The sequence below is a fragment of the Thermohalobaculum xanthum genome (genome assembly GCF_016623495.1).
GTDB classification, from domain to species: Bacteria; Pseudomonadota; Alphaproteobacteria; order Rhodobacterales; family Rhodobacteraceae; genus Thermohalobaculum; species Thermohalobaculum xanthum.
On the sequence record NZ_JAEHHL010000010.1, the window covers coordinates 1 to 23435 of the forward strand.

Here is a 23435-nt window from a genome sequence, read left to right on the forward strand (position 1 = left end):
GCTGGCGGCGACGCTGGCGGCTTCGGGCGCGACCGACCCCGCGCCGGCCGCCGACGCCCCGAAGCAGGCCGCGCCCTTCGCCGGCGAGCCCACACCGCTGCCGCTGCCGGTCGCGGGCCGCGTGGTCGGCGGCTATGGCTCGCCCGATCCCTGGGGACGGCGCGGCAGCGGGCTGACCTTCAGCGCCCCGGCCTGGGCCGAGGTGCGCGCGCCGGTAGACGCGACCGTGCGCTATGCCGGCCCGCTGGCCGATTACGGGCAGGTCGCGATCCTCGAGCCCGGGCCGCGCTGGCTGATCGTCATGGCAGGGCTCGGGCGGGTGACCCGCGCGCCCGGCGACACGGTGCTGGCGGGCGAGCCGGTGGGCGATCTGGGGGGGCTTCTGCCGGCAAGCGAGGAATTTTTACTTGAAGCATCCGGCAAGGATGGTGAGATCCTAGACCGGAAGCTCTATATCGAGGTGAGGCTCGACGGCGACCCCGTCGACCCGACCCCGTGGTTCGGCAATGGCGACAAGCGAGGCCCTTAGTTTATGCGCAAGACCCTTTTGGCCCTGGCGGCGGGCGTGGCGCTCGGCATCTCCGTGCCGCACTACGTGTCCCTTACCCACGCGCAGGAGAACAGCGCGCGCACGACCTATGAATATCTCGACCTCTTCGGCGACATCTTCCAGCGGGTGCGCAGCTCGTATGTCGAGGATGTCGACGAGAAGAAGCTGGTCGAGGCCGCGATCAACGGCATGCTGGCGTCGCTCGACCCGCATTCGACCTACCTTCCGCCCGCGAACTTCGAGGATATGCGCGAACAGACGCGCGGCGAGTTCGGCGGGCTGGGCATCGAGGTCACGATGGAGAACGGCTTCGTCAAGGTCGTGGCGCCCATCGACGAAACACCGGCGGCGCGCGCCGGCATCGAGGCGGGCGACTTCATCACCCATATCGACGGCGAGTCGGTGCTCGGGCTCACCCTTTCGGACGCGGTCGACAAGATGCGCGGGCCCGTGGGCTCGGAGATCACGATCACCATCGGGCGCGAGGGCGCCGAGGAGCCCTTCGACGTCACCATCGTGCGCGACACCATTCGCATCCGCGCGGTGCGCGCGCGCGCCGAGGGCGATATCGGGGTGATCCGCATCACCACCTTCAACGAGCAAACCAGCGACAACCTGCGTGAGAGCATCGCCGAGCTGCAGGAGGAGATCGGGGCCGACAAGATCACCGGCTACGTCATCGACCTGCGCAACAATCCCGGCGGCCTGCTGACCCAGGCCATCGAGGTGTCGGACGCCTTCCTCGACGAGGGCGAGATCGTCTCGACCCGCGGCCGCGACCTCGACCAGGCCGAGCGCGTCAACGCCCAGCCGGGCGACGTGACCGGCGGCAAGCCGATCGTGGTGCTGATCAACGAGGGGTCGGCCTCGGCGTCCGAGATCGTCGCGGGCGCGCTGCAGGACCAGCGCCGCGCGATCATCGTCGGCGCCAAGAGCTTCGGCAAGGGATCGGTCCAGACGATCATGCGGCTGGGCGACAAGGGCGCGGTGAAGCTGACCACGGCGCGCTACTACACCCCGTCGGGGCGGTCGATCCAGGCGCTGGGCATCGAGCCCGACATCCTGGTCGAGGAGCGCAAGATCGCGGCCGACGAGCAGTCCTCCCGTCCGCTGCGCTCGGAGGCCGAGCTGCGCGGCAGCCTGTCGAACGAGCTGTCCGAGGACGAGCGCAAGCTGCTTGAAGAAGAGCGGAGCCGGCACGAGGCGACCGCCAAGCTGCGGGCCGACGACTTCCAGCTGGCCTATGCGATCGACCTGCTGAACGGGCTCGCGATCTACGAGGGCGGCCGGAATTGAGGCCGCGCCCGGCCATCACGCCCGTCCCCGGTGCAATGCCGGGGACGCGGTTTCGCAGGTCGCCGTGATGGCAAAGCACAAGCGCTCGGCCGATCCCGCCAGCCTGCCCTACCGTCCCTGCGTCGGGCTGGTGATCCTCAACCCCGAAGGGCGGATCTTCGCCGGGCAACGGATCGATTCGACCTACGACGCCTGGCAGATGCCGCAGGGCGGGATCGACAAGGGCGAGAGCCCGCGCGAGGCCGCGCTGCGCGAGTTGCGCGAGGAGACGGGCATCGCCGCCGACAGCGTGCGCATCCTGCGCGAGAGCGCGCACTGGCTGCCCTATGACCTGCCCGTGCACCTGGTGGGCAAGCTCTGGGACGGGCGGTTCCGCGGCCAGACCCAGCGCTGGTTCGCCTTGCGCTTCGAGGGCGACGAGCGCGAGATCGACATCGAGACCGAGGAACCCGAGTTCAACCGCTGGGCCTGGATGGCGCCGGACGAGCTGGTGCACAAGATCGTGCCGTTCAAGCGCGACACCTACGCGGCGGTGTTCGAGGAATTCGCCGACCTCTTGCGCTGACGCCGCACGTCTGCGCCGCGCCGCGCGCGACGCCCGTCGACCATTCGATGCCCGGGATCAGATCACGCGCTGGCTATCGCCCGGCGAGCGGGTCCGGCGAATGCCGTCCTCGGGCTTTTCCACCACGCCCTCGGGGATGAAGACATACTCGTTGCCGAAGCGATAGACGGTGGCGCAGCCCATCATGCCGCTGCCCCAGTCCCGCTCCCACTGACGGCAGAGCAGGCCGCCCCCCGTGCCGTTGTCGCGAACGCTCCACTGGCCGCGATTGCGCTCGGTCGCGCCGTCCTGGGACTTGGCGAGGCCGTAGAGCCCGCCATCCGGCCCGATATAGACATGCCACAGCCGTTTCTCGCCGACATGGCTCAGCGTCGAGTCCGTGAGATAGATGCTGATCTCGGCGGCGGTAAGCGGCGGCGTGCCCCGGCTGACCACGTCGGCGCTCTGGACGATGCGGTCTTCCTCGGGTGTCAGGTCCGAGGTTGTGCAGCCTGCCAGCATGGCTGCCGCCAGCACAGCCGCCCCGATCTTCAGATATCGCGTCACCGATTGGCCCCCCGCATGCGCAAACTCCGGTCACGTCATGTTATGGGGATCGCGTGGCGGCGCAACCGCTCTGCGCGCGGAATGCGGCGCGGCGGGCCCGAAAACGAAAGGCGGCGCGCCGGGAAGCCCCCGGCGCGCCGCATAACTGTCCCACGTATGTCTTGCCGGCGTCAGCCCGAGATGCGCTCGGCCACAGCCTTGATGTCGTTGAGCTTGAGCGCCTCGGCCTGGGCGCGCTCGGCCGGCGCCTCGGCCGCGATCGCGGTGAAGGCCTCGATCTTCTCGTCGAGCCAGGCGCGGGTCACCTCGGCGCCCTCGACGGCCTCCTCGGCCAGGACCGAGACGGTCTCGGGCGAGATCTCGGCGAAGCCGCCGGTCACAAAATAGGTCTGCTCGCCCGCGGCGCCGCGCACCGTCACGAAACCGGGACGCAGCGTGGTGAGGAAGGGCGCGTGGTTCGGCATCGCGGTCATGTCGCCGGCCATGCCGGGAACCGTGACCGACTCGGCGTCGGCCGATGCAAGCTTGCGCTCGGGGCTCACCAGCTCGAATTTGATCGTGTCTGCCATCTGGTCACTCGCTTCCCGCCGGGGTCCCGATCAGCGCGTCGAACTGCGCGACCGCGGTCTCGAACTTGTTCCGGCAGCCCGGGTTGCAGAAGCCGACGACCCGCCCGCGATAGAGGGCCAGGGCGTCGGGAGAAACCGGCTTGCCCGACCACGGACAGGTCTCGTTGACACAGTCCGCGATGTCGGGCTTGCCGGTCATGTCGTCATCAGGCCGCGGCGGCCATCTTCTCGGCCTTGGCCACGACCTCGTCGATGTCGCCCACCATGTAGAAGGCCGCTTCCGGCAGATGGTCGAACTCGCCGGCGACGACACGCTTGAAGCTGTCGATCGTCTTCTCGAGCGGCACCTGCACGCCCGGGAAGCCGGTGAAGACCTGGGCCACGTCGAAGGGCTGGCTGAGGAAGCGCTGGATCTTGCGTGCCCGCGCCACGGTCAGCTTGTCCTCTTCCGAGAGCTCGTCCATGCCGAGGATGGCGATGATGTCCTGGAGCGCCTTGTAGCGCTGCAGGATGCCCTGTACGTCGCGCGCGACCTGGTAGTGCTCCTCGCCGACGATCGCCGGGTCGAGGATGCGCGAGGTCGAGTCGAGCGGGTCGACCGCCGGGTAGATGCCGAGCTCGGCGATCTGGCGCGAAAGCACCGTCGTCGCGTCGAGGTGGGCGAACGAGGTGGCCGGCGCGGGGTCGGTAAGGTCGTCCGCAGGCACGTAGATCGCCTGCACCGAGGTGATCGAGCCGGCCTTGGTCGAGGTGATCCGCTCCTGCAGCGCGCCCATGTCGGTCGCGAGCGTCGGCTGGTAGCCCACGGCCGAGGGGATGCGGCCCAGAAGCGCCGACACCTCGGAGCCCGCCTGGGTGAAGCGGAAGATGTTGTCGACGAAGAACAGCACATCCGTGCCCGACTGGTCGCGGAACTGCTCGGCCAGCGTCAGGCCGGTCAGCGCGACGCGCGCGCGGGCTCCCGGCGGCTCGTTCATCTGGCCGTAGACCAGCGCCACCTGGCTCTCGCCAAGATTGTCGGGCTTGATGACGCCCGACTCGATCATCTCGTGGTAGAGGTCGTTGCCCTCGCGGGTGCGCTCGCCGACGCCGGCGAAGACCGAGAAGCCCGAGTGCACCTTCGCGATGTTGTTGATCAGCTCCATGATGAGCACGGTCTTGCCCACGCCGGCGCCGCCGAACAGGCCGATCTTGCCGCCCTTCGAGTAGGGCGCGAGCAGGTCGACGACCTTGATGCCGGTGACCAGGATTTCCGATTCGGTCGACTGGGCGACGAACTCGGGAGCGGGCTGGTGGATGGTGCGGGTCTCGGTCGCGTCGACCGGGCCCTTCTCGTCCACCGGCTGGCCGATGACGTTGAGGATGCGCCCGAGCGTGGCGTTGCCCACCGGCACCGCGATCGGCGCGCCGGTGTCCTTCACCTGCTGGCCGCGGACGAGGCCCTCGGTCGCGTCCATCGCGATGGTGCGCACCGTGTTCTCGCCGAGATGCTGGGCCACCTCGAGCACGAGGCGGTTGCCGTTGTTGTCCGTTTCCAGCGCGTTGAGGATTGCGGGCAGGTGTTCGTCGAACTGAACGTCGACGACGGCGCCGATCACCTGCGTTACCTTGCCAACAGCCTGAGCCATTCGTCGTCTCCCGTGGTCGTCAGAGCGCCTCGGCGCCCGAGATGATCTCGATCAGTTCCTTGGTGATCGCGGCCTGGCGCGAGCGGTTGTAGACGATCGTCAGCTTGTCGATCATCTCGCCGGCGTTGCGCGTCGCGTTGTCCATGGCGGACATGCGGGCGCCCTGCTCGGAGGCCGCGTTCTCGAGGAGCGCGCGGAAGATCTGCACCGCGAGGTTGCGAGGCAGAAGGTCCGCGAGGATTGCATCCTCATCGGGTTCGTATTCATAGCCGGTGCCGGCCTCGGCGGCCTCGCTCTCGTCGAAGGTCGCCGGGATCACCTGCTGCGCGGTCGGGACCTGTGTGATCACCGACTGGAAGCGGTTGAAGTAGACCGTCGCGACGTCGAACTCGCCCGCGTCGAAGCGGTGGAGCACGTCCTGCGCGACCGACTGGGCATTGGCATAGGCGATGCGCTTGACCTCGGAGAAGTCGACATGGCCGACGAAGAGGTCGGCATAGCCGCGCTTGAGCTGCTCGCGCCCCTTCTTGCCGACGGTCAGGATCTTGACCGTCTTGCCCTCGGCGCGCAGGCGCTCGATGTCCTGGCGCGCGCGCTTGACGATCTGGCTGTTGAAGCCGCCGCACAGGCCGCGCTCGGCGGTGGCGACGATCAGCAGGTGCACATCGTCCTTGCCGGTCCCGGCCAGGAGCCGGGGCGCGGTCGGGCTGTCCTTCGAGGCACGGGCGAGATTGGCCAGCACCGCGTCCATCCGCTCGGCGAAGGGACGCGCGGCTTCCGCCGCCTCCTGCGCACGACGCAGCTTGGCGGCGGCGACCATCTGCATCGCCTTGGTGATCTTCCGGGTCGATTTGACCGAGTTGATCCGGTTCTTCAGGTCCTTGAGGCTCGGCATCTGCCCAAGTCTCCTCCAGCCGCGCGGGGATTACGCGAAGGTCTTCTTCACGCTTTCGATGACGGCCTTGATCTTGTCGGCCAGGTCGCCCTCGACCTTGCGGTCGTTGTCGCGGATGTCGTCGAGCAGGGCGCGGTGGTTGTCGCGAAGCTCGGTCAGCAGCGCCTTCTCGAACCGGCCGACCTCGGCGACCTTGAGGTCATCGAGATAGCCCTGGGTGCCCGAGAAGATCACGCAGACCTGCTCGGCGTTCGTCAGCGGCGAATACTGCGACTGCTTGAGGAGCTCGGTCAGGCGCGCGCCGCGGTTCAGCAGCTTTTGGGTCGCGGCGTCGAGGTCCGAGCCAAACTGCGCGAAGGCCGCCATCTCGCGGTACTGCGCCAGTTCGAGCTTGATCGAGCCCGCGACCGACTTCATCGCCTTGGTCTGCGCCGCCGAGCCCACGCGGCTCACCGAGAGGCCCACGTTGATGGCCGGACGGATGCCCTGGTAGAAGAGCTCGGTCTCGAGGAAGATCTGGCCGTCGGTGATCGAGATCACGTTGGTCGGGATGTAGGCCGACACGTCGCCCGCCTGGGTCTCGATCACGGGCAGCGCGGTCAGCGAGCCGGCGCCGTTGTCCTCGTTGAGCTTGGCCGCGCGCTCGAGCAGGCGCGAGTGCAGGTAGAAGACGTCGCCCGGATAGGCCTCGCGTCCCGGCGGACGGCGCAGCAGGAGCGACATCTGGCGATAGGCGACGGCCTGCTTCGACAGGTCATCATAGATGATCAGCGCGTGCATGCCGTTGTCGCGGAAATACTCGGCCATCGCGCAGGCCGAGTAGGGCGCGAGATACTGCATCGGCGCGGGCTCGGAGGCCGTGGCCGCGACGACGATCGAGTACTCGATCGCGCCCGTCTCCTCGAGCTTCTTCACCAGCTGGGCGACGGTCGAGCGCTTCTGGCCGACCGCGACGTAGACACAGTAGAGCTTCTTCGACTCATCGCCGCCGGCGGCCTCGTTGTAGCTCTTCTGGTTGAGGATGGCGTCGAGCGCCACCGCGGTCTTGCCGGTCTGGCGGTCGCCGATGATCAGCTCGCGCTGGCCGCGGCCGATCGGCACGAGGCTGTCGACCGACTTCAGGCCGGTCGCCATCGGCTCGTGCACCGACTTGCGGGGGATGATGCCGGGCGCCTTGACGTCGGCGATGCGGCGCTCGGCCGCCTCGATCGGGCCCTTGCCGTCGATCGGGTTGCCGAGTCCGTCGACCACGCGGCCGAGCAGGCCCTTGCCGGCAGGCACGTCCACGATCGCGCCGGTGCGCTTGACCGTGTCGCCTTCCTTGATGTCCTGGTCGGTGCCGAAGATCACGACGCCGACATTGTCGGTCTCGAGGTTAAGCGCCATGCCGCGGATGCCGCCCGGGAACTCGACCATCTCGCCGGCCTTGACCTGGTCGAGGCCGTAGACGCGGGCGATGCCATCACCCACCGAGAGGACGCGGCCGATCTCGGAGACCTGCGCCTCCTGGCCGAAGTTCTTGATCTGCTCCTTGAGGATAGCAGAGATCTCAGCTGCCTGGATGCCCATCACCCGACCTCTTTCATGACATTCTGGAGGGACGCGAGCCGCGAGCGGATCGACGTGTCGATCATCCTCGAGCCCACCTTCACGATAAGACCGCCGATGAGATCCTCATCGACCTTGACATTCAGCTTGACCTCGCGGCCGGTCGCCCCCTTGAGGGTCTCGGACAGGCTCGCGAGTTGCGCGTCCGACAGGGCCCGCGCGGCGGTCACCTCGGCGGTGATCTCGCCGCGATACTCGGCCATCAGCGCGCGGAAGGTCGAGATCAGCTGCGGCAGCACGAACAGGCGCCGCTTGGCCGCCATCAACCCGATCAGGTTTCCGGTAAGCTCCGACAGGTCCAGCGCCTTGCCGACCGCGGCCATGGCGCGGCTCTGGGCGTCGCGGGAGTAGATCGGGCTTGCGATCAGCGAGCGCAGGTCCTCGCTCGCTTCGAGCGCCTCGGCCAGCCGCGCGATGTCCGCCTCGGCCGTCTCGAGTGCCCCGCTCTCCTGCGCCAGCTCGAACAGCGCGGTCGCATAGCGACCGGCGATGCTGGCGGAAAGGGAGGATGTTTCCGACACGGTCTGCCTTCCCGGTTGCGCCCGGTCGCGCGGGCTGCGCGCCGGACAAATCCTTCAACACGCCGGGAAGCGCCGGAACCGGCCCCCGGAGGTGCGCCCGTCAGCTAGCACAGGGGTAGTGCGCATGCAACATCGTGCCGTGCCGGGCTGCGCGGGTTATTCAGGGGATTCGGATCTTTGTGAAGGGGGCACGGGCGCAGCGCCCGACGGGCACATCGTCGCAGCGTGACCCGGGGGCACGCAGCCCGCAGCCGGACAGCCCCCGGCCGTCAAGCGGGTGCCGCGCGGTCGACGCGGCACTGGAAACAGCCGTTGCGTGCCGAGCGTATGTGCACGAAGGCGATTCCCGGCTCGGAAAGCAGCCGTCCGGCCGCCGCGGCGAGTTCGGCGACCGGCACCACGGCGCCGGTGCCGTAGACGATCCGCTCGGACGCATCATAGCCGCGCAGCATGTAGTCGGGGCTCGAGCGCAGGACCGGCGGCACGTCCGCGCCCTGCCAGGGCGGACAGGGATCGGCACAGAGAAAGACGGGCCCGGTCTCGGCATAGGGCTGGCGCGCGCCGAAGGGCGAATGCGCGAGGACGAGCATCGCCGCGCTCTGGGGAATCATCTTCAGGCAGTGCCGGCAGGGGTTGCCCATGCCGTCCGAGACCGCGCGCTGGGGCGGCTGGCCATGGGCGTCAAGACCGCCGGCCTGGAGGGCGCGCGCCTGCGGCGTGGGGATCGGGGTGAAACGGATTTCGGGCATCATGGGCTCCGCGCAACGATTGAGGTGCCCAGCCTGCCGCGCGACGCGGCGCAAACCCACCCGGATCTTGCGCTCGCGGCTCAGAGAAAGCTTTGCGGGTCGATGTCGACCACCACGCGCACCGCCGCCGGCACCTTGACCGCCGCGAGCCAGCCGCGGATCGCCTCCTGGAGGGGAAGGCCTTTCGGGGCCTTGATCAAGAGCCGCATCCGCACCCGGCCCCGCACCCGCGCGATCGGGGCGGGTGCGGGGCCGTAGAGCTCGGCCCCCGCGCGCTCGATCAGCGGCGCGGCGCGGCCCAGGGCGCGAGCGGTCTCGGCCACCCGCGCCTCGTCCTCGCCCGACACGATCACACCGGCCAGCCGGCCATAGGGCGGCATGCCCGAGAGGTTGCGCAACTCGGCCTGGCCGCGCCAGAAGGCCTCGGCATCGCCCGACACGATCGCGCGCATCACCGGGTGATCGGGGCTCGCGGTCTGGATCAGCGCGCGGCCCGGCCGCTCGGCCCGCCCGGCTCGGCCCGCCACCTGGTGCAGCATCTGGAAGGTGCGCTCGGCGGCGCGCAGGTCGCCGCCCAGGAGCCCCATATCCGCGTCGATCACGCCCACGAGCGTCAGGAGCGGGAAGTTGTGACCCTTGGCCACCATCTGGGTGCCGATCACGATGTCGGCCTCCCCCGCGGCGATCGCGGCGAGACGCGCCTTCACCGCCTCGGGACCGGCGATCAGGTCGGACGAGAGCACTTCGATCCGCGCCCCGGGGAACAACTCGGCCGCCTCCTCGGCCAGCCGCTCGACGCCCGGGCCGCAGGCGGCCAGCCGGTCGTCGCGGCCGCAGCCGGGGCAGGCGCTCGGCAGCGGGGCGGTATGGCCGCACTGGTGGCACATCAGCTCGGCCCGGAAGCGATGCGCCACCATCCAGGCATCGCAGTGCGGGCAGCCGAAGCGGTGGCCGCAGGCGCGGCACAGCGTGAGGGGCGCATAGCCGCGCCGGTTGAGGAAGAAGAGCGCCTGCTCGCCCGCAGCGATTCGTCCCTGCGTCGCCTCGGCCAGCCGCGCGGTGATCCAGCGGTCGCGGCCCGGCGCCTCGCTGCGCAGGTCGACCGTCTCGATCGCCGGCAGGACGGCACGGCCGAAACGGTCGGGCAGCTCGATGCGGCGGTACTTGCCGGCTTCGGCATTGGCCCAGCTCTCGAGCGAGGGCGTGGCCGAGGCGAGCACCACCGCCCCTCCCTCGACCGAGGCGCGCAGCACCGCCATGTCGCGGGCGTGGTAGAGCACCACGTCCTCCTGCTTGAACGAGGCCTCGTGCTCCTCGTCGATCACGATCAGGCCGAGGTCCTCGAAGGGCAGGAACAGCGCCGAGCGCGCGCCCACCACCAGCCGCGCCTCGCCCGAGGCGGCGGCGTTCCAGACCCGGCGCCGCTCGGTCCCGGTGACGCCATGGTGCCACTCGGCCGGGCGGGCTCCGAAGCGCGCCTCGACCCGGGCCAGGAAGCCCGGCGTCAGCGCCACCTCGGGCAGCAGCACCAGCGCCTGCCGGCCGCGGGCGATGCATTCGGCGGCGGCCTCGAGATAGACCTCGGTCTTGCCCGAGCCCGTGACCCCGCGCAGCAGCGTGGCCGAGAATCCGCCCGCAGCCACCGCCTCGCGCAATAGCCCGGCCGCCTCGGCCTGCGCCTGCGACAGATGCCCGCCGGGCGGCTGGCCGAACAGCGGCGGAAACGGCGGGTCGGCCGGAACCGCGTGCGGCGCCAGGCAGCCGGCCGCCTCGAGCCCCTTGACCACCCCCGCCGAGACCCCTGCGAGCCGCGCGAGTTCGACCGGGGCGAGCCCTGCCCCGCCATGCTCGGCCGCCGCATCGAGCACGCGCGCCCGCGCCGGCGTCATGCGGTCGGGCCGGGCGCCGGTCGGGCGCAGCAGCACGCGCATGCGCGGCGGCTGGCCGAGGTCGGGCACCCGGGTCGCGAGGCGCAGCATCATGCCCAGCGGCGTCATCGTGTACTCGGCGGCGCGGTCGATGAAGCGCCTCAGCCCCGCCCGCAGGGGCGGGGTGTCGAGCCGCGCGGCCACCGGCTTGAGCCGCTCGGCTGCGACATCGCCCGCGCCCGGACCCCAGACCACGCCGACGACTTGGCGCCGGCCAAGCTCGACCGAGACGAAGTCGCCGCAGGCCAGCGCCATCCCCTCGGGCACCAGGTAGTCGAGCGGGCCCGGGAACGGCATCGGAAGCGCCACGCCCACGCGCGCGCCCGGCCAGAATCGCGCCGCGCCGCTCACTCCGGGCGCACCCGGCTGATAGCGCCGGCACATCCCGAAACGGGGGTTGGACCGCCCCCCGGCCTTCGGATAGATTGCCGCTCGACAACGCCCCGCAGAGGGCCCCCCCCATCGCAGGCACGAGCCCGGGACCGCAGAGGACGAACCCATATGAAATTCTTTATCGATACGGCCGAGATCGACGAGATCCGCGATCTGGCCGCGACCGGCATGGTCGACGGCGTGACCACGAATCCCTCGCTGATCGCCAAGTCGGGCCGCAACATCCTCGAGGTCACGCGCGAGATCTGCGACATCGTGCCCGGCCCCGTCTCGGCCGAGGTCACCGCGACCGAGGCGGCGGCGATGATCGAGGAGGGCCGCTTCCTCGCCAAGCTGGCGCCGAACATCGCCGTGAAGGTGCCGCTGACCTGGGACGGGCTGCGGGCGTGCAAGACGCTCTCGGATGACGGGCACATGGTCAACGTGACGCTCTGCTTCTCGGCCAATCAGGCGCTTCTTGCGGCCAAGGCGGGGGCCACCTTCATCTCGCCCTTCCTGGGGCGGCTGGACGACATCAATCTCGACGGCATGGAGCTGATCGCGGACATCCGGCAGATCTACGACAACTACGACTTCAAGACCCAGATCCTCGCCGCCTCGATCCGCACGGCGAACCATGTCGCCGAGGCCGCCAAGATCGGCGCCGACGTGGCCACCATCCCGCCCGCCGTGCTCAGGAAGCTGGCGGACCATCCGCTGACCGACAAGGGGCTCGCGGCCTTTCTGGCAGACTGGGCCAAGACCGGCCAGTCGATTCTGTCGTGACGGGCGTGTGGACATGAAGCTTCAGGACCCCTCGGCGGACCAGGCAAAGAAGGGCGGCGTCGAGCTCGACTCGGAAGAGCGCGACCTGATCCGCTCGCTGATCCTCGCCGATCCCGAGCTCGTGCTCTCGGACGACCAGGTGATGCGCGCGCTGATCCGGGCGACCGGGACGCTCGACCGCAACGTCGTCGACCTGCGCGACAAGCTGGTCGAGCGGCTCGAGCAGCGGCTCTCGAAGCTGGTGCACGCCAACCGTTCGGTGATCGCGGCGGCCTACGAGAACGTCGCCTCGACCCAGCAGGTCCATCGCGCGGTGCTGCAGCTTCTGGATGCCGACGATCTCGACGACTTCCTGCGGCGCCTGACGCAGGATGTGCCGCGCATGGTGTCGATCGACGCGGTGCGGCTGTGCCTCGAGGCCGATGTCGAGGATATCCGCCCGGCCGAGGGCGTCGCGCGCGACCTGGGCGAGCGGGTGCTGGCCCTTCCGGTCGGCATGGTCGAGACCTACCTCGCGCTTCATCCCGACGCGCGGGCCGGGCGCATCGTGCTGCGGCCCTCGGGCGAGGAGTCCGATCTGCTGTTCGGCTTCGAGCGCGTGTCCTCGGAGGCGCTGCTCAAGCTCGACCTCGGGGGCGCGGCGGGCCTGCTGGCGCTGGGGTCGACCGATCCCGACCGCTTCACCCCCGAGCAGGGGACCGACCTGCTCGAATTCTTCGCGGGCGTGGTCGCCCGCCTCGCGCTCCAGCACCTGGCGCGAATCGATCCGGACGTCTGAGACAATGCGCGCGCCCGGCCAGCGCCCGAGGCGGTGCCGATGACAGAGATGTCGGACGGCGCCGCCGACCTGCTGACCCGCTGGCTCGCGCAGCTCTCGGCGGTGCGCCGCGCAAGCCCGAAGACGATCGAGGCCTATGGGCGCGACCTGCGCGATTTCCTCGGCTTCATGGGGGCCCATACCGGCGGCGGCATGGGCAAGACCGCGCTCGGAGGGCTCGGCGTCGCGGATTTCCGCGCCTGGATGGCGGCCGAGCGTGACCGCGGGGTGGGCGCGCGCACCCTGGGGCGCAAGCTCGCCGCGGTACGCAGCTTCTACCGATGGCTCGAGGCGGCCGAGGGCGTCGACTGTCCGGCGCTGCTGACGCTGCGCACGCCGAAAGGCGCGCGGCCCCTGCCCCGGCCGGTCGCGGCCAAGGATGCGCGCGCCCTCATCGAGGTCGTCTCGGCCCATGCCGAGCCCTGGATCGCCGCCCGCGACCAGGCCGCGCTCACGCTGATCTGGGGCTCGGGCCTCAGGATCTCCGAGGCACTGGGGCTCAGGCAGAAGGACGCGCCGCTGGGCGAGGTGATCCGCGTCACCGGCAAGGGCGGCAAGGAGCGCGAGGTGCCGGTGCTGCCCGTCGCGCGCAAGGCGGTCGAGCACTATCGGGCGCTCTGCCCGCATGCGCCGGGGCGCGACGATGCGCTGTTCCTGGGCGCGCGCGGCGGGCCGCTCAACCCGCGCCTGCTGCAGGGCGCGATGGCAACGGCGCGCATGGCGCTGGGCCTGCCGGCCTCGGCCACGCCGCATGCCCTGCGCCACGCCTTCGCCACGCAGTTGCTGGCGGCCGGCGGCGATCTGCGCGCCGTGCAGGAACTGCTCGGCCACGCCTCGCTCTCGACCACCCAGGTCTATACCGGCGTCGACGAGATCCGCCTGATGGAGGTCTACGAACGCGCCCATCCGAAGGCGCGGGGCTGAGGGAACGGCGCATCGGTTGGAGCAAGGCGCCTTGGCGCGGCGCGGGGGCGGCTTATCTTCCGGCAGGGCAGGAGCGGAAAGACCGGATGCTGAGCGTCACATCCCTCGTCAAGTCGTACCCCACGCCGCAGGGCCGGCTCGAAGTTCTGCGCGGCGCCGATCTCGACGTCGCTGCGGGCGAATGCGTCGCGCTGACAGGCGAATCGGGATCGGGCAAGAGCACCCTGCTGCACCTGATCGCCGGCCTCGACGCGGCCGATGACGGCGAGATCACGATCGGCGGCACGCCTCTCCGCGGCCTCGACGACCGCGGCCGGGCGCGGCTGCGGCGCGAGCATGTCGGGCTTGTCTTCCAGCAGTTCAACCTGATCCCCAGCCTGCGCGTCGGTGCGAACCTCGCATTCCAGGCCCGCATCGCGCGGCGGCACGACCCGCAATGGGAGGCGATGCTGGCCGACCGGCTGGGCATCGCCGCGCTGCTCGACCGCTATCCCGACCAGATCTCGGGGGGGCAGCAGCAACGCGTCGCCATCGGTCGCGCGCTGGCCGCCCGGCCGCCGCTGATCCTGGCCGACGAGCCGACCGGCAATCTCGACGAGGCCACCTCGGAGGAGGTGGTGCGGGTGATCCGCGACCTCGTGCGTGAGAGCGGCGCGGCCTGTCTGATGGTCACCCATTCAACGCATCTTGCAGGGATGCTCGACCGCCGGCTCCACCTCACCGGCGGGCACATCGCATGACCGCGCCCGCCCCGCCCAGCCCCGTGCCAGCGGACGCGCCCGCTGGCGGCATAAGGGCCGGAGGCGGGCTCTGGGTGCTCCTCGTCCTGCTGTCGCACTGGCGCCGCAGCCCGGGGCAGCTTGCGACGCTGGTGCTCGGGCTCGTGGTGGCCACCGCGCTGTGGTCGGGGGTCGAGGCCCTGAACGAGCAGGCCCGCGCCTCCTACGACCGCGCGGCGCGAGCCTTCCAGGGAGCCGGCGTGCCGGCGCTGGTGGCGAGCGAGGGCGGCGATCTCGACCAGTCTCTGTTCGGCGTGCTGCGCCGCGCCGGATGGCCGGTGTCGCCGGTGATCGAGGGCCGGGTGCGCATCGCCGGCGAGCCCTTCCGCCTGGTCGGGTTCGAGCCCCTCAGCCTGCCCGCGGGCTCGGGGCTCTCGGCGCTTGGCGGCGGCGGGGCGGATGGCGGCGGCGAGGGCGAGGCGTTCACGAACTTCGTGCTGCCGGCCGGGCGGACTCTGATCGCGCCCGAGACGATGGCGCGGCTCGGCGCCGCCGAGGGCGACAGGATCGCGACCACCGAGGGGCGCGCCCTTCCCCCGCTCCTTCGCTCGGACCAGATCGCGCCGGGCCTGATCGCCACCGATATCGGCTTCGCGCAGGTCCTGCTGGGGCGTGAGGGCAAGGTTTCGCGCTTCCTTCTCGGCCCGGGAGAGGGCGCGCCGCTGGCCGAGGTCACCGATGTCGCGCTGCGCCGCGTCGCACCGACCGGCGACGACGACATGGAGCGGCTCACGGCGAGCTTCCATCTCAACCTTACGGCCTTCGGCTTCCTCGCCTTCCTCGTCGGCCTCTTCATCGTGCACTCGGCGATCGGGCTCGCGCTCGAGCAGCGGCTGGCGATGTTCCGGACCCTGCGGGCTTGCGGGGTCTCGGCGCTGGGGCTCACCGGCGCGCTGCTGGCCGAGCTGATGGTGCTGGCAGCCGCGGCCGGACTGGCCGGGGTGGCGGCGGGCTGGCTGATCGCTCAGGCCCTGCTGCCCGACGTGGCCGCGACCCTGCGTGGCCTCTACGGCGCCGAGGTGTCGTCGGTGCTGGCGCTCGGGCCCGGCTGGTGGCTCTCGGGGCTCGGGATCAGCCTCGCGGGCGCGCTGGCGGCCGCCGGCGCCGGGCTCCTGCGGGTCCACCGCCTGCCGGTGCTGGAAAGCGCCGCGCCTCGCGCCTGGGAGGCGGTGAGCCGGCGGCGCATCGCGATGCTGGGGGTGGCAGCGGCGGGGCTGCTGGCGCTCGCCGGCGCGCTCGCGGCTTGGGCCGCGCAACTCGAGACCGCCTTCGCCGCGATGGGCTGCCTGCTGCTGGGCGCGGCGCTGGCGCTGCCCGCGGTCGCCGGCCGGGCGCTGATCGTGGCCGAATCGTTGTCTCGGGGCCCGGTCATGCAGTGGTTCTGGGCGGACACGCGCCAGCAACTTCCGGCCTTGTCCCTCGCCCTGATGGCGCTCCTGCTCGCGCTCGGGGTGAATATCGGCGTGGGCACGATGGTCGGCAGCTTCCGCGAGACCTTCACCGGCTGGCTCGATGGCAGGCTGGCGGCCGAGGTCTACCTGCGGCCCGGGTCGGAGGCCGAGCGGCAGCGGATGCACGACTGGCTCGCGGCGCGGCCCGAGGTCGGCGCGGTGCTGCCAAGCCGCGCCGAGGAGACGCGCATCGCCGGCTGGCCGGTCGAGCTCCAGGGCTTCACGCCGCACCCGACCTACCGGCAGAACTGGCCGATGATGGCGATCCTGCAGGATGGCTGGGACCGGGTCGCCGCGGGCACGGCGGCGCTGGTGAGCGAGCAACTAGCGAGGCGCACGGGGCTCGCGCCGGGCGACCCGCTCACCGTGCCGACGCCCGGCGGCGACTGGCGGCTGACGGTCGCGGGCGTCTACCCCGATTACGGCAACCCCAAGGGCCAGCTGCGGGTCGCGGTGGCCGAGCTCGAACGCCGCTGGCCGGGCGCGGCGCTGGCCTCGACCGCCGTCCGGGCGGACCCTGACGCGGTGCCCGCGCTGCTCGCGGCGCTGGCCGAGGGGACCGGCATGGACCCGGCCAACATGATCGACCAGGCGGCACTCAAGCGCGAGTCGACCGCGATCTTCGAGCGCACCTTCACGGTCACCGCGGCGCTCAACACGCTCACGCTCGGGGTCGCGGCGGCGGCGCTGCTGACCTCGCTGATGACGCTCGCCACGCAGCGCCTGCCGCAGCTCGCGCCGCTCTGGGCGCTGGGGCTCACGCGGCGGCGGCTCGCGCTGATCGAGATCGCGCGGATGCTGGCGCTGGCGGCGATGACGGCACTGGCCGCCATCCCGCTGGGCATCGCGGTCGCCTGGATTCTGGTCGCGGTGGTCAATGTCGCGGCCTTCGGCTGGCGGCTGCCGCTGCATCTCTTCCCCGGTGAATGGGCGGCGCTGGCGGCACTGGCGCTGGCAGCCGCCTTCCTCGCAGCCCTGGCACCGGTGCTGCGCCTTGCGCGCACGCCGCCCGCGCGGCTCCTGCGGATCTTCGCCGATGAACGCTGAGCGCCGCCATGTCCTGAAGGCGCTGGCCGCCTGCGCGGCGCTCGCGCCGCTGCGCGCGGCAGCGCAGGGCTTCGCGGGCCTTGGCGCCGAGGCGGGCGGCTTCGCCCCGGTGCTGCCCTCGACCCGCCTCGTCTTTCCCGCCGATCACGGTCCGCACCCTGATTTCCGCATCGAGTGGTGGTACGTGACCGCCGTGCTGACGGGCACGGAGGGGGCCGAGGCCGGCGTGCAGTGGACGCTGTTTCGCATCTCGCTCGCCCCGCCGGGCGAGGGCGGAAGCGGCTGGCAGGCGCGGCAGCTGTGGATGGCGCATGCGGGCCTCACCACTGCCGAGAGCCACCACCACCACCAGCTTTATGCCCGCGCCGGCGTCGGGCAGGCCGGCGTCACCGCCGACCCGCTGCACGCCTTCATCGACGACTGGCAGCTTGTCGAGACGGCCGCCCCCGCGAGCGGCGCACCTGCAAGCGCGCTGGGCCCGTTGCGCATGGCCGCGCGGGGCGGGGACTTCGCCTACGATCTCGCCCTGACCACCGAGAGGGGCGTCGCCCTGCAGGGCATCGACGGCTACAGCGTGAAATCCGAGCGCGGCCAGGCCTCGCATTACTACAGCCAGCCCTTCTTCGAGGTTTCGGGCTGGATCGCGCCCGGCGGCCAGCGGCGCGCGGTGACGGGACGGGCATGGATGGACCGCGAATGGTCGAGCCAGCCGCTCGACGCCGACCAGTCCGGCTGGGACTGGTTCTCGCTGCACCTGCCGGGGGACGAGAAACTGATGGTCTACCGCCTGCGCCACGACACCGGCCCCGCCTATGTCACCGGCAACTGGATCGCGCCCGACGGTAGCTCGACCCGACTCGACCCGGGCGCGGTCGAGGTCGACGCGCTGGGCGAGGCCGAGGTCGCGGGCCGCCGCCTGCCCGTGCGCTGGCGCATCGCCATCCCCGCGCGCGGGCTCGAGATCGAGACCGCGCCGCTCAACCCGCAAAGCTGGATGGCGACCGATTTCGCCTATTGGGAGGGGCCGGTCCGCGCCACGGGCACGCATCCGGCCCGCGGCTATCTCGAGATGACGGGTTACTGACCGCCCCGACCGTCGCGCGCCTGCGCCACGTCAGATCGCGGCCCGCAGCGCCTCCATCTTCTGGCGCAGGAACTTCTCGGCCGCCTCGTCGGTCAGCCGCCCCGCGTCGTCGAACTTCTTCGAGGAGTTGCCGACCGAGACCTCGGGCGCCGTCACCATCCGCACGCCGAAGGGGATCAGCATGAGATAGAGCGCCGAGGTCGCGCGCTGCCCTCCGGCCATGCCCGCCGCGGCCGAGATGGGCGCGACCGGCTTGCCCTGGGTTGCCATGGGGCGGACGCGGCTGACCCAGTCGAGCGCGTTCTTCAGAACGCCCGGCGGCGCCTTGTTGTATTCCGGCGTCGAGATCACGATTGCATCCGCCGCGCGGATCTGGTCGCACAGCCTGATGACCGCGTCGGGCATGCCCTCGGCCTCGAGATCGGCGTCGTAGAGCGGAAGGCGAAGATCGGCCATCTCGAAATGGTCCGGCGCGAACAGCCGCGCGGCCTCCCTGACCAGCATGGTGTTGGTGCTGCCCTTGCGCAGCGCGCCGGAAATCCCCAAAAGCCGTGTCACGCGCACTCCTCCGTCGTTGTTCCTCGGGCCCTACAGGTAGGCGCCATGCGCCGTCGGGCCAGCGTCACGATGATGTGGCATGTCTTCAACCCCTTGCTGGCCAGATCGGAGCAGATTCGGGAATGACCGACACCAACGTCGAAGCCCTCGCCTGGCGGCACGCGGATACCGAGGCGGCCCGGGCCGGGAACGCGGCCGTCGCCGAGACCATCTCGGGCTGGATCGCGCGAGACGAGCGGGACCGGGTTGCCGCCGCACTCGAAAGCTGGAGCGGCGCCGACATCCTGGCGCTGCTCGTGCACCTTCGGCTCAAGAAGGCGCGCCGGCTGTTTCGCTGGCTGGGCGACGACGTCAGCCTCGCGGTCCTTGCCGAGCTCGACCCGCGAACGCACGGCATCCTGCTCGAGCGCGAGACCCAGCGCCGGCTCAAGAAGCTGGTATGCCGCATGAAGCGCGACGAGGCGGTGCGCATGCTCGCGAGCCTCCCGCGCAAGATGGCGGGCGAGATCATCGACGGCCTCGACGACCCCGAAGGCTGGCGGCGCGATCTCTCGTATCGCGAGGACAGCGCCGGCGAGGCGATGCGGCGCGGCTTCCTCGCGATGCCCCAGGATCGCACGATCGGCGACGCCATCGAGCACCTGCGCCAGCGCAGCGACGAGATCGACCGGCTCGACGCGCTTTATGTCGTCGACGAGGAATACCGGCTGCTTGGCTACCTGCGGGTTCGCGATCTCCTGCTCACGCCGCCCGAGACGCGGCTGGGCGATGCGCTTCGGCTCGACCTCGTCAGCGTCGACGCCGAGACCGACCAGGAGGAGGTGCTGCGGCTGGCCGAACGGCGCAATCTGCGCGTGATCGCCGTCAAGGACCCCGAGGGCCGTCTGGTCGGGACCGTCACGCCGCGCGAGCTTGCCGCCATCGCCCGCGACGAGGCCGAGGAAGACATGCTGATGATGGCGGGCGTCGACCCCCACTCGACCGCCCATGACACGCCGCTACAGATCATGCGCCGGCGCCTGCCCTGGCTGCTGGCGGGGTTGGTGGGCGCCGCGGGCGCGGGTGCGGCAATGGCCGGGTTCGAGGACGTGCTGGCCCAGGCCGTGATCCTCGCAAGCTTCATTCCCGCCATGATGGCGATTGCGGGCAATGCCGGCATCCAGGCCTCGACGGTCACGGTTCAGGCGCTCAGCAGCGGCGATGTCTGGAGCGGGGACATTCTCGGGCGGCTCGGGCGCGAGCTGGGCGGCGCGCTCTTGAACGGGCTCAGTGTCGCCGTGCTCGCGGCGATCGGCATCATCGCGATCTCGACCGTGTTCACCATCGAGAACCCGATGAGCCTGGCGCTGACCTGCGGCGCCTCGCTCCTGACCGTGACGACGGTGGCGGCGGTGCTTGGCGCGTCGATCCCGCTGGCGCTCGACCGCCTCGGCATCGACCCGGCCGCGGCCATGGGCGTGGTCATCACGACCTCGAACGACATCATCGGGGTGATGGTCTACTTCGCCTTCGCGCAGGCCATCTACCTCTGACGCCGGCCGCACCGCGGAACGAGAAAGGGCACCCGGTGGGCGCCCCTTGGATTCTGCCGGTCCGGGCTCTGCTCAGGCGTGGATCGCGCCCTGCCCGCAGGCCAAAGCCGCCTCGCGCACCGCCTCGGAATAGGTCGGGTGGGCATGGCAGGTCAGCGCGACGTCCTCGGCTGCCGCGCCGAACTCCATGGCGACGCAGATCTCGTGGATCAGGTCCCCCGCGCCCGGGCCGATGATATGCGCACCCAGGATGCGGTCGGTCTCGGCGTCGGCGAGGATCTTGACGAAGCCGTCGGCCACCAGATTCGCCTTGGCGCGGCCATTGGCCATGAAGGGGAACTTGCCGACCTTGTACTTGCGCCCGGCGGCCTTCAGGGCCTCCTCGGTCTGGCCGACGCTGGCGACCTCGGGGGCGGTGTAGATCACGCCCGGGATCACGCCGTAATTGACGTGGCCATGCTTGCCCGCGATCACATCGGCCACGGCCATGCCCTCGTCCTCGGCCTTGTGGGCCAGCATCGGCCCGTCGATGACGTCGCCGATGGCGTAGACGCCGGTGACATTGGTGCGCCAGTGGCCATCGGTCTTGACCTGGCCGCGCTCGGTCGTCTCGACGCCCAGCCGGTCGAGGCCCAGCCCCGCCGTGTAGGGCCGGCGCCCGGTCGCGACCAGCACGACATCGGCGTCGACGGTCGCCTCGCTGTCGTCCTTGCGCAGCTTGTAGGTCACCTTGAGCTTGGTCTTGAGCTTCTCGACGCCCTGCACCGCCGCGCCGAGCACGAACTTGAAGCCCTGCTTCTGCAGCAGGCGCTGGAAGTTCTTGACCACTTCCCCGTCCTGACCCGGGGTGATCTGGTCGAGGAACTCGATCACCGTGACCTCGGCGCCCAGCCGGCCCCAGACCGAGCCCAGCTCGAGCCCGATGACGCCCGCGCCGATCACGACCAGCTTCTTCGGCACCGAAGTCAGCTCGAGCGCGCCGGTCGAGCTGACGACCCGCTTCTCGTCGATCTCGACGCCGGGCAGCGACGCGGGCTCCGAGCCCGTGGCGATGACGATGTTCTTCGTGTTCAGGACCTGGTCGCCGACCTTGACCTGGCCGGGCGCGACGATCTCGCCCCAGCCCTTCACGTAGTCGACCTTGTTCTTCTTGAAGAGGAACTCGATGCCCTTGGTGTTGGCGTCGATCGCCTCCAGCTTGTAGCTGAGCATCTGCGGCACGTCGATCTCGACGCCCGAGGTCTTGATGCCCATCTTGCGGAAGTTGCCCTGAGCCTCGTGCAGCATCTCGGAGGCGTGGAGCATGGCCTTCGACGGGATGCAGCCCACGTTGAGACAGGTGCCGCCCAACGCGCCGCGCCCCTCGACGCAGGCAACCTTGAGTCCGTTCTGCGCCGCGCGGATCGCGCAGACATAGCCCCCCGGCCCGCCGCCGATCACCACAACATCATATTCGGCCATCGAGTGTCCCTCTCTTGTCCGTCCGCCCTTGCGGACCCTGCCGGCGCCGGTCGCGCGCGCGCCCCGGCGCCCCTGTCATTCCCGGATTGGCCGCGTCCCGCCTCAGGACCTGCCCGGGCCGCGCGCCGTGCCGATCGGCACCCGCGTGCACCAGGCCAGCAGAACGGCCATCAGCGGCGCGTAGACCGCCACGAAGCCCGCCACCTCGGCCGTGGCGCCGGCGGGCCCCAGCACCGCCCTCAGTGCAAGCGCCCCGGCCAGCGTGTGCAACATGGCCAGAGCGCCCATCTCGGTCACCGCGCTGCTGCCCCGCTGCAGCCGCCAGCGCGCCCAGACCATCAGCATCCCGATCAAGAGGGCGATCACGGCGGCGGCCAGGTAGCCGATCTCGGGCGGCATGCCCAGCGTCTGGCGCATCGTCAGCGCCGCCACCGCGCCGATCGCACCCAGCGGGCCGACAACGGCCATCAGCCGCGGCACCGCGGCGTCGCGGATGCGGAGTGCGGCATCTGCCCATCCCGTCATCCGCGTTCACCTCCCCTGCCTCAGAGGTCCATCAGCAGGCGGCGCGGATCCTCGAGGCTTTCCTTGACGCGCACGAGGAAGGTCACGGCCTCCTTGCCGTCGATGATGCGGTGATCGTAGCTCAGCGCCAGGTACATCATCGGGCGCGCCACGATCTGCCCGCCGATCACCATCGCGCGCTCCTGGATCTTGTGCATGCCGAGGATGCCCGACTGCGGCGGATTCAGGATCGGCGAGGACATCAGCGAGCCGTAGACGCCACCATTCGAGATGGTGAAGGTGCCGCCCTGCATCTCGGCCATGCTCAGCTTGCCGTCGCGGGCCTTCACGCCGAACTCGGCGATCTTCTTCTCGATGTCGGCGAAGCTCATGGCGTCGGCGTCGCGCACCACCGGAACCACCAGCCCCTGCGGCGTGCCGACGGCGACACCGATATGGGCGTAGTTCTTGTAGATGATCTCGTCGCCGTCGATCTCGGCGTTTACCGCCGGGATCTCCTTCAGCGCATGGCAGCAGGCCTTCACGAAGAAGGACATGAAGCCCAGCTTCACGCCGTGCTTCTTCTCGAAAATGTCCTTGAATTCCTTGCGGATCTCCATGACGCCGGTCATGTCCACCTCGTTGTAGGTGGTCAGCATGGCGGCGGTGTTCTGGGCTTCCTTGAGCCGGCGCGCAATGGTCTGGCGCAGGCGGGTCATCTTCACCCGTTTCTCGCGCTCGGGCGCGCCCGCAGGGGCCGCCGGGGCGGCCGGCGCGGGCGCCGCGGCGGGGCGCGGGGCCGCCGCGGCACGGGCCACGTCTTCCTTCATCACCCGGCCGTCGCGGCCAGTGCCCTCGACCTGGTCGCGCGAGAGGCCGGCCTCGGCCATCGCCTTCTTTGCCGATGGCGCGTCCTCGATGTCGGCGCGTCCGGCGCCGGCGGGCGCGGGCGCGGCTTCAGTCTTGGCCGGGGCTTCCTTGGCGGGCGCGGCCTTCGGCGCCGCGGCAGCGCCCTCGCCTTCCTCGATGGTGGCGAGCAGGGCATCGACGCCGACGGTCTCGCCTTCCTTGGCGACATGCTCGCCCAGTACGCCGGCCGACGGCGAGGGGACCTCGACCGTCACCTTGTCGGTCTCGAGCTCGCACAGCATCTCGTCGGCCGCGACCGCCTCGCCCGGCTGCTTGAACCAGGTGGCAACGGTTGCCTCGGTCACCGATTCGCCCAGCGTCGGCACCCTGACTTCGATGGTCATCCTGTCTGTCCC

Annotated in this window: 23 protein-coding genes; 10 read left to right on the plus strand and 13 right to left on the minus strand. The window is 70.7% G+C overall.

All coding sequences use genetic code 11. The annotated features are described in order from the left end of the window. From H0I76_RS15855 to H0I76_RS15865, 3 genes are all read left to right on the plus strand, one after another. Window positions 1-529 (plus strand): murein hydrolase activator EnvC family protein (locus H0I76_RS15855; RefSeq protein ID WP_200611941.1); only part of this gene is annotated, 529 nt, incomplete at its 5' end. A gap of 3 nt (window positions 530-532) precedes the next feature. Beyond that, window positions 533-1846, plus strand: a complete 1314-nt coding sequence (locus H0I76_RS15860) for a S41 family peptidase (RefSeq protein WP_200611944.1) — start codon at window positions 533-535, stop codon at window positions 1844-1846. A gap of 67 nt (window positions 1847-1913) precedes the next feature. Beyond that, complete coding sequence (locus tag H0I76_RS15865; RefSeq protein ID WP_200611947.1) at window positions 1914-2411, plus strand: RNA pyrophosphohydrolase; 498 nt, start codon at window positions 1914-1916, stop codon at window positions 2409-2411. Between the two features lie 57 nt (window positions 2412-2468). Here the strand turns inward: H0I76_RS15865 and H0I76_RS15870 are convergent, their stop codons facing one another. The 9 genes from H0I76_RS15870 to H0I76_RS15910 form a co-directional block, all read right to left on the minus strand. Continuing rightward, complete coding sequence (locus tag H0I76_RS15870) at window positions 2469-2957, minus strand: hypothetical protein (RefSeq protein WP_200611950.1); 489 nt, start codon at window positions 2955-2957, stop codon at window positions 2469-2471. 170 nt (window positions 2958-3127) lie between these two features. Further along, window positions 3128-3526, minus strand: coding sequence for an ATP synthase F1 subunit epsilon (gene atpC / locus H0I76_RS15875; protein WP_200611952.1), 399 nt, complete (start codon window positions 3524-3526; stop codon window positions 3128-3130). 4 nt (window positions 3527-3530) lie between these two features. Then, the gene (locus H0I76_RS15880; protein ID WP_200611954.1) at window positions 3531-3725 is read right to left on the minus strand and encodes a glutathione S-transferase; all 195 of its coding nucleotides are present in this window, start codon (window positions 3723-3725) and stop codon (window positions 3531-3533) included. Between the two features lie 7 nt (window positions 3726-3732). Next, window positions 3733-5154 carry a F0F1 ATP synthase subunit beta gene (gene atpD / locus H0I76_RS15885; protein ID WP_200611956.1) on the minus strand — a complete coding sequence of 474 codons (1422 nt, stop codon included), beginning with the start codon at window positions 5152-5154 and terminating at the stop codon, window positions 3733-3735. A 19-nt stretch (window positions 5155-5173) separates the two neighbouring features. Further along, complete coding sequence (locus H0I76_RS15890) at window positions 5174-6049, minus strand: F0F1 ATP synthase subunit gamma (protein WP_200611958.1); 876 nt, start codon at window positions 6047-6049, stop codon at window positions 5174-5176. Between the two features lie 30 nt (window positions 6050-6079). Then, a complete protein-coding gene (atpA, locus tag H0I76_RS15895; RefSeq protein WP_200611960.1) occupies window positions 6080-7618 on the minus strand; it encodes a F0F1 ATP synthase subunit alpha in 1539 nt (512 codons plus the stop codon). Beyond that, window positions 7618-8178, minus strand: a complete 561-nt coding sequence (locus H0I76_RS15900; protein ID WP_200611961.1) for a F0F1 ATP synthase subunit delta — start codon at window positions 8176-8178, stop codon at window positions 7618-7620. Before H0I76_RS15900 ends, atpA begins: the two co-directional genes overlap by 1 nt. A gap of 269 nt (window positions 8179-8447) precedes the next feature. After that, window positions 8448-8927: a DUF1203 domain-containing protein gene (locus tag H0I76_RS15905; protein ID WP_200611963.1), complete on the minus strand. Its 480-nt coding sequence runs from the start codon at window positions 8925-8927 to the stop codon at window positions 8448-8450. A gap of 80 nt (window positions 8928-9007) precedes the next feature. Next, window positions 9008-11239 carry a primosomal protein N' gene (locus H0I76_RS15910; RefSeq protein WP_200611966.1) on the minus strand — a complete coding sequence of 744 codons (2232 nt, stop codon included), beginning with the start codon at window positions 11237-11239 and terminating at the stop codon, window positions 9008-9010. Between the two features lie 117 nt (window positions 11240-11356). Here H0I76_RS15910 and fsa point away from each other — a divergent pair, with 117 nt between their 5' ends. From fsa to H0I76_RS15940, 6 genes are all read left to right on the plus strand, one after another. After that, window positions 11357-12013, plus strand: coding sequence for a fructose-6-phosphate aldolase (gene fsa, locus H0I76_RS15915; protein WP_200611969.1), 657 nt, complete (start codon window positions 11357-11359; stop codon window positions 12011-12013). A 13-nt stretch (window positions 12014-12026) separates the two neighbouring features. Further along, on the plus strand, window positions 12027-12791 hold the full coding sequence (locus H0I76_RS15920) for a DUF484 family protein (RefSeq protein WP_200611971.1): 765 nt from the start codon (window positions 12027-12029) through the stop codon (window positions 12789-12791). A gap of 39 nt (window positions 12792-12830) precedes the next feature. After that, complete coding sequence (locus tag H0I76_RS15925; RefSeq protein WP_200611974.1) at window positions 12831-13754, plus strand: tyrosine recombinase XerC; 924 nt, start codon at window positions 12831-12833, stop codon at window positions 13752-13754. A gap of 86 nt (window positions 13755-13840) precedes the next feature. Then, window positions 13841-14494, plus strand: a complete 654-nt coding sequence (locus H0I76_RS15930; protein WP_200611977.1) for an ABC transporter ATP-binding protein — start codon at window positions 13841-13843, stop codon at window positions 14492-14494. Then, a complete protein-coding gene (locus tag H0I76_RS15935) occupies window positions 14491-17031 on the plus strand; it encodes an ABC transporter permease (protein ID WP_200611979.1) in 2541 nt (846 codons plus the stop codon). The genes H0I76_RS15930 and H0I76_RS15935 overlap by 4 nt, the downstream gene beginning before the upstream one ends. Then, window positions 17021-18115: a lipocalin-like domain-containing protein gene (locus H0I76_RS15940; protein ID WP_200611981.1), complete on the plus strand. Its 1095-nt coding sequence runs from the start codon at window positions 17021-17023 to the stop codon at window positions 18113-18115. The genes H0I76_RS15935 and H0I76_RS15940 overlap by 11 nt, the downstream gene beginning before the upstream one ends. Window positions 18116-18145: 30 nt before the next feature. On the opposite strand, the gene H0I76_RS15945 is transcribed toward H0I76_RS15940, so the two are convergent. Beyond that, window positions 18146-18673, minus strand: a complete 528-nt coding sequence (locus tag H0I76_RS15945) for an NADPH-dependent FMN reductase (protein ID WP_200611983.1) — start codon at window positions 18671-18673, stop codon at window positions 18146-18148. Window positions 18674-18795: 122 nt separating this feature from the next. Here H0I76_RS15945 and mgtE point away from each other — a divergent pair, with 122 nt between their 5' ends. Then, a complete protein-coding gene (gene mgtE, locus H0I76_RS15950; protein ID WP_200611993.1) occupies window positions 18796-20205 on the plus strand; it encodes a magnesium transporter in 1410 nt (469 codons plus the stop codon). 72 nt (window positions 20206-20277) lie between these two features. On the opposite strand, the gene lpdA is transcribed toward mgtE, so the two are convergent. The 3 genes from lpdA to odhB all read right to left on the minus strand — a co-directional run bounded on the left by lpdA (window position 20278) and on the right by odhB (window position 23423). Further along, window positions 20278-21666, minus strand: coding sequence for a dihydrolipoyl dehydrogenase (gene lpdA, locus H0I76_RS15955; RefSeq protein WP_200611995.1), 1389 nt, complete (start codon window positions 21664-21666; stop codon window positions 20278-20280). Between the two features lie 102 nt (window positions 21667-21768). After that, window positions 21769-22191, minus strand: coding sequence for a hypothetical protein (locus tag H0I76_RS15960; protein ID WP_200611998.1), 423 nt, complete (start codon window positions 22189-22191; stop codon window positions 21769-21771). Between the two features lie 20 nt (window positions 22192-22211). Continuing rightward, entirely contained in the window at window positions 22212-23423 is a 1212-nt protein-coding gene (gene odhB / locus H0I76_RS15965) for a 2-oxoglutarate dehydrogenase complex dihydrolipoyllysine-residue succinyltransferase (RefSeq protein WP_200612002.1), read from the minus strand. Window positions 23424-23435: the final 12 nt, after the last annotated feature.

What these genes read in the sequence shown, in the direction of transcription:
- H0I76_RS15860 (WP_200611944.1), top strand. Translation starts at nt 533, where the DNA reads ATGCGCAAGACCCTTTTGGCCCTGGCGGCGGGCGTGGCGCTCGGCATC.
- H0I76_RS15865 (WP_200611947.1), top strand. Translation starts at nt 1,914, where the DNA reads ATGGCAAAGCACAAGCGCTCGGCCGATCCCGCCAGCCTGCCCTACCGT.
- atpC (WP_200611952.1), bottom strand. Translation starts at nt 3,526, where the DNA reads ATGGCAGACACGATCAAATTCGAGCTGGTGAGCCCCGAGCGCAAGCTT.
- H0I76_RS15880 (WP_200611954.1), bottom strand. Translation starts at nt 3,725, where the DNA reads ATGACCGGCAAGCCCGACATCGCGGACTGTGTCAACGAGACCTGTCCG.
- atpD (WP_200611956.1), bottom strand. Translation starts at nt 5,154, where the DNA reads ATGGCTCAGGCTGTTGGCAAGGTAACGCAGGTGATCGGCGCCGTCGTC.
- H0I76_RS15890 (WP_200611958.1), bottom strand. Translation starts at nt 6,049, where the DNA reads ATGCCGAGCCTCAAGGACCTGAAGAACCGGATCAACTCGGTCAAATCG.
- atpA (WP_200611960.1), bottom strand. Translation starts at nt 7,618, where the DNA reads ATGGGCATCCAGGCAGCTGAGATCTCTGCTATCCTCAAGGAGCAGATC.
- H0I76_RS15905 (WP_200611963.1), bottom strand. Translation starts at nt 8,927, where the DNA reads ATGCCCGAAATCCGTTTCACCCCGATCCCCACGCCGCAGGCGCGCGCC.
- H0I76_RS15910 (WP_200611966.1), bottom strand. Translation starts at nt 11,239, where the DNA reads ATGTGCCGGCGCTATCAGCCGGGTGCGCCCGGAGTGAGCGGCGCGGCG.
- fsa (WP_200611969.1), top strand. Translation starts at nt 11,357, where the DNA reads ATGAAATTCTTTATCGATACGGCCGAGATCGACGAGATCCGCGATCTG.
- H0I76_RS15920 (WP_200611971.1), top strand. Translation starts at nt 12,027, where the DNA reads ATGAAGCTTCAGGACCCCTCGGCGGACCAGGCAAAGAAGGGCGGCGTC.
- H0I76_RS15925 (WP_200611974.1), top strand. Translation starts at nt 12,831, where the DNA reads ATGACAGAGATGTCGGACGGCGCCGCCGACCTGCTGACCCGCTGGCTC.
- H0I76_RS15930 (WP_200611977.1), top strand. Translation starts at nt 13,841, where the DNA reads ATGCTGAGCGTCACATCCCTCGTCAAGTCGTACCCCACGCCGCAGGGC.
- H0I76_RS15935 (WP_200611979.1), top strand. Translation starts at nt 14,491, where the DNA reads ATGACCGCGCCCGCCCCGCCCAGCCCCGTGCCAGCGGACGCGCCCGCT.
- H0I76_RS15940 (WP_200611981.1), top strand. Translation starts at nt 17,021, where the DNA reads ATGAACGCTGAGCGCCGCCATGTCCTGAAGGCGCTGGCCGCCTGCGCG.
- mgtE (WP_200611993.1), top strand. Translation starts at nt 18,796, where the DNA reads ATGACCGACACCAACGTCGAAGCCCTCGCCTGGCGGCACGCGGATACC.
- lpdA (WP_200611995.1), bottom strand. Translation starts at nt 21,666, where the DNA reads ATGGCCGAATATGATGTTGTGGTGATCGGCGGCGGGCCGGGGGGCTAT.
- H0I76_RS15960 (WP_200611998.1), bottom strand. Translation starts at nt 22,191, where the DNA reads ATGACGGGATGGGCAGATGCCGCACTCCGCATCCGCGACGCCGCGGTG.
- odhB (WP_200612002.1), bottom strand. Translation starts at nt 23,423, where the DNA reads ATGACCATCGAAGTCAGGGTGCCGACGCTGGGCGAATCGGTGACCGAG.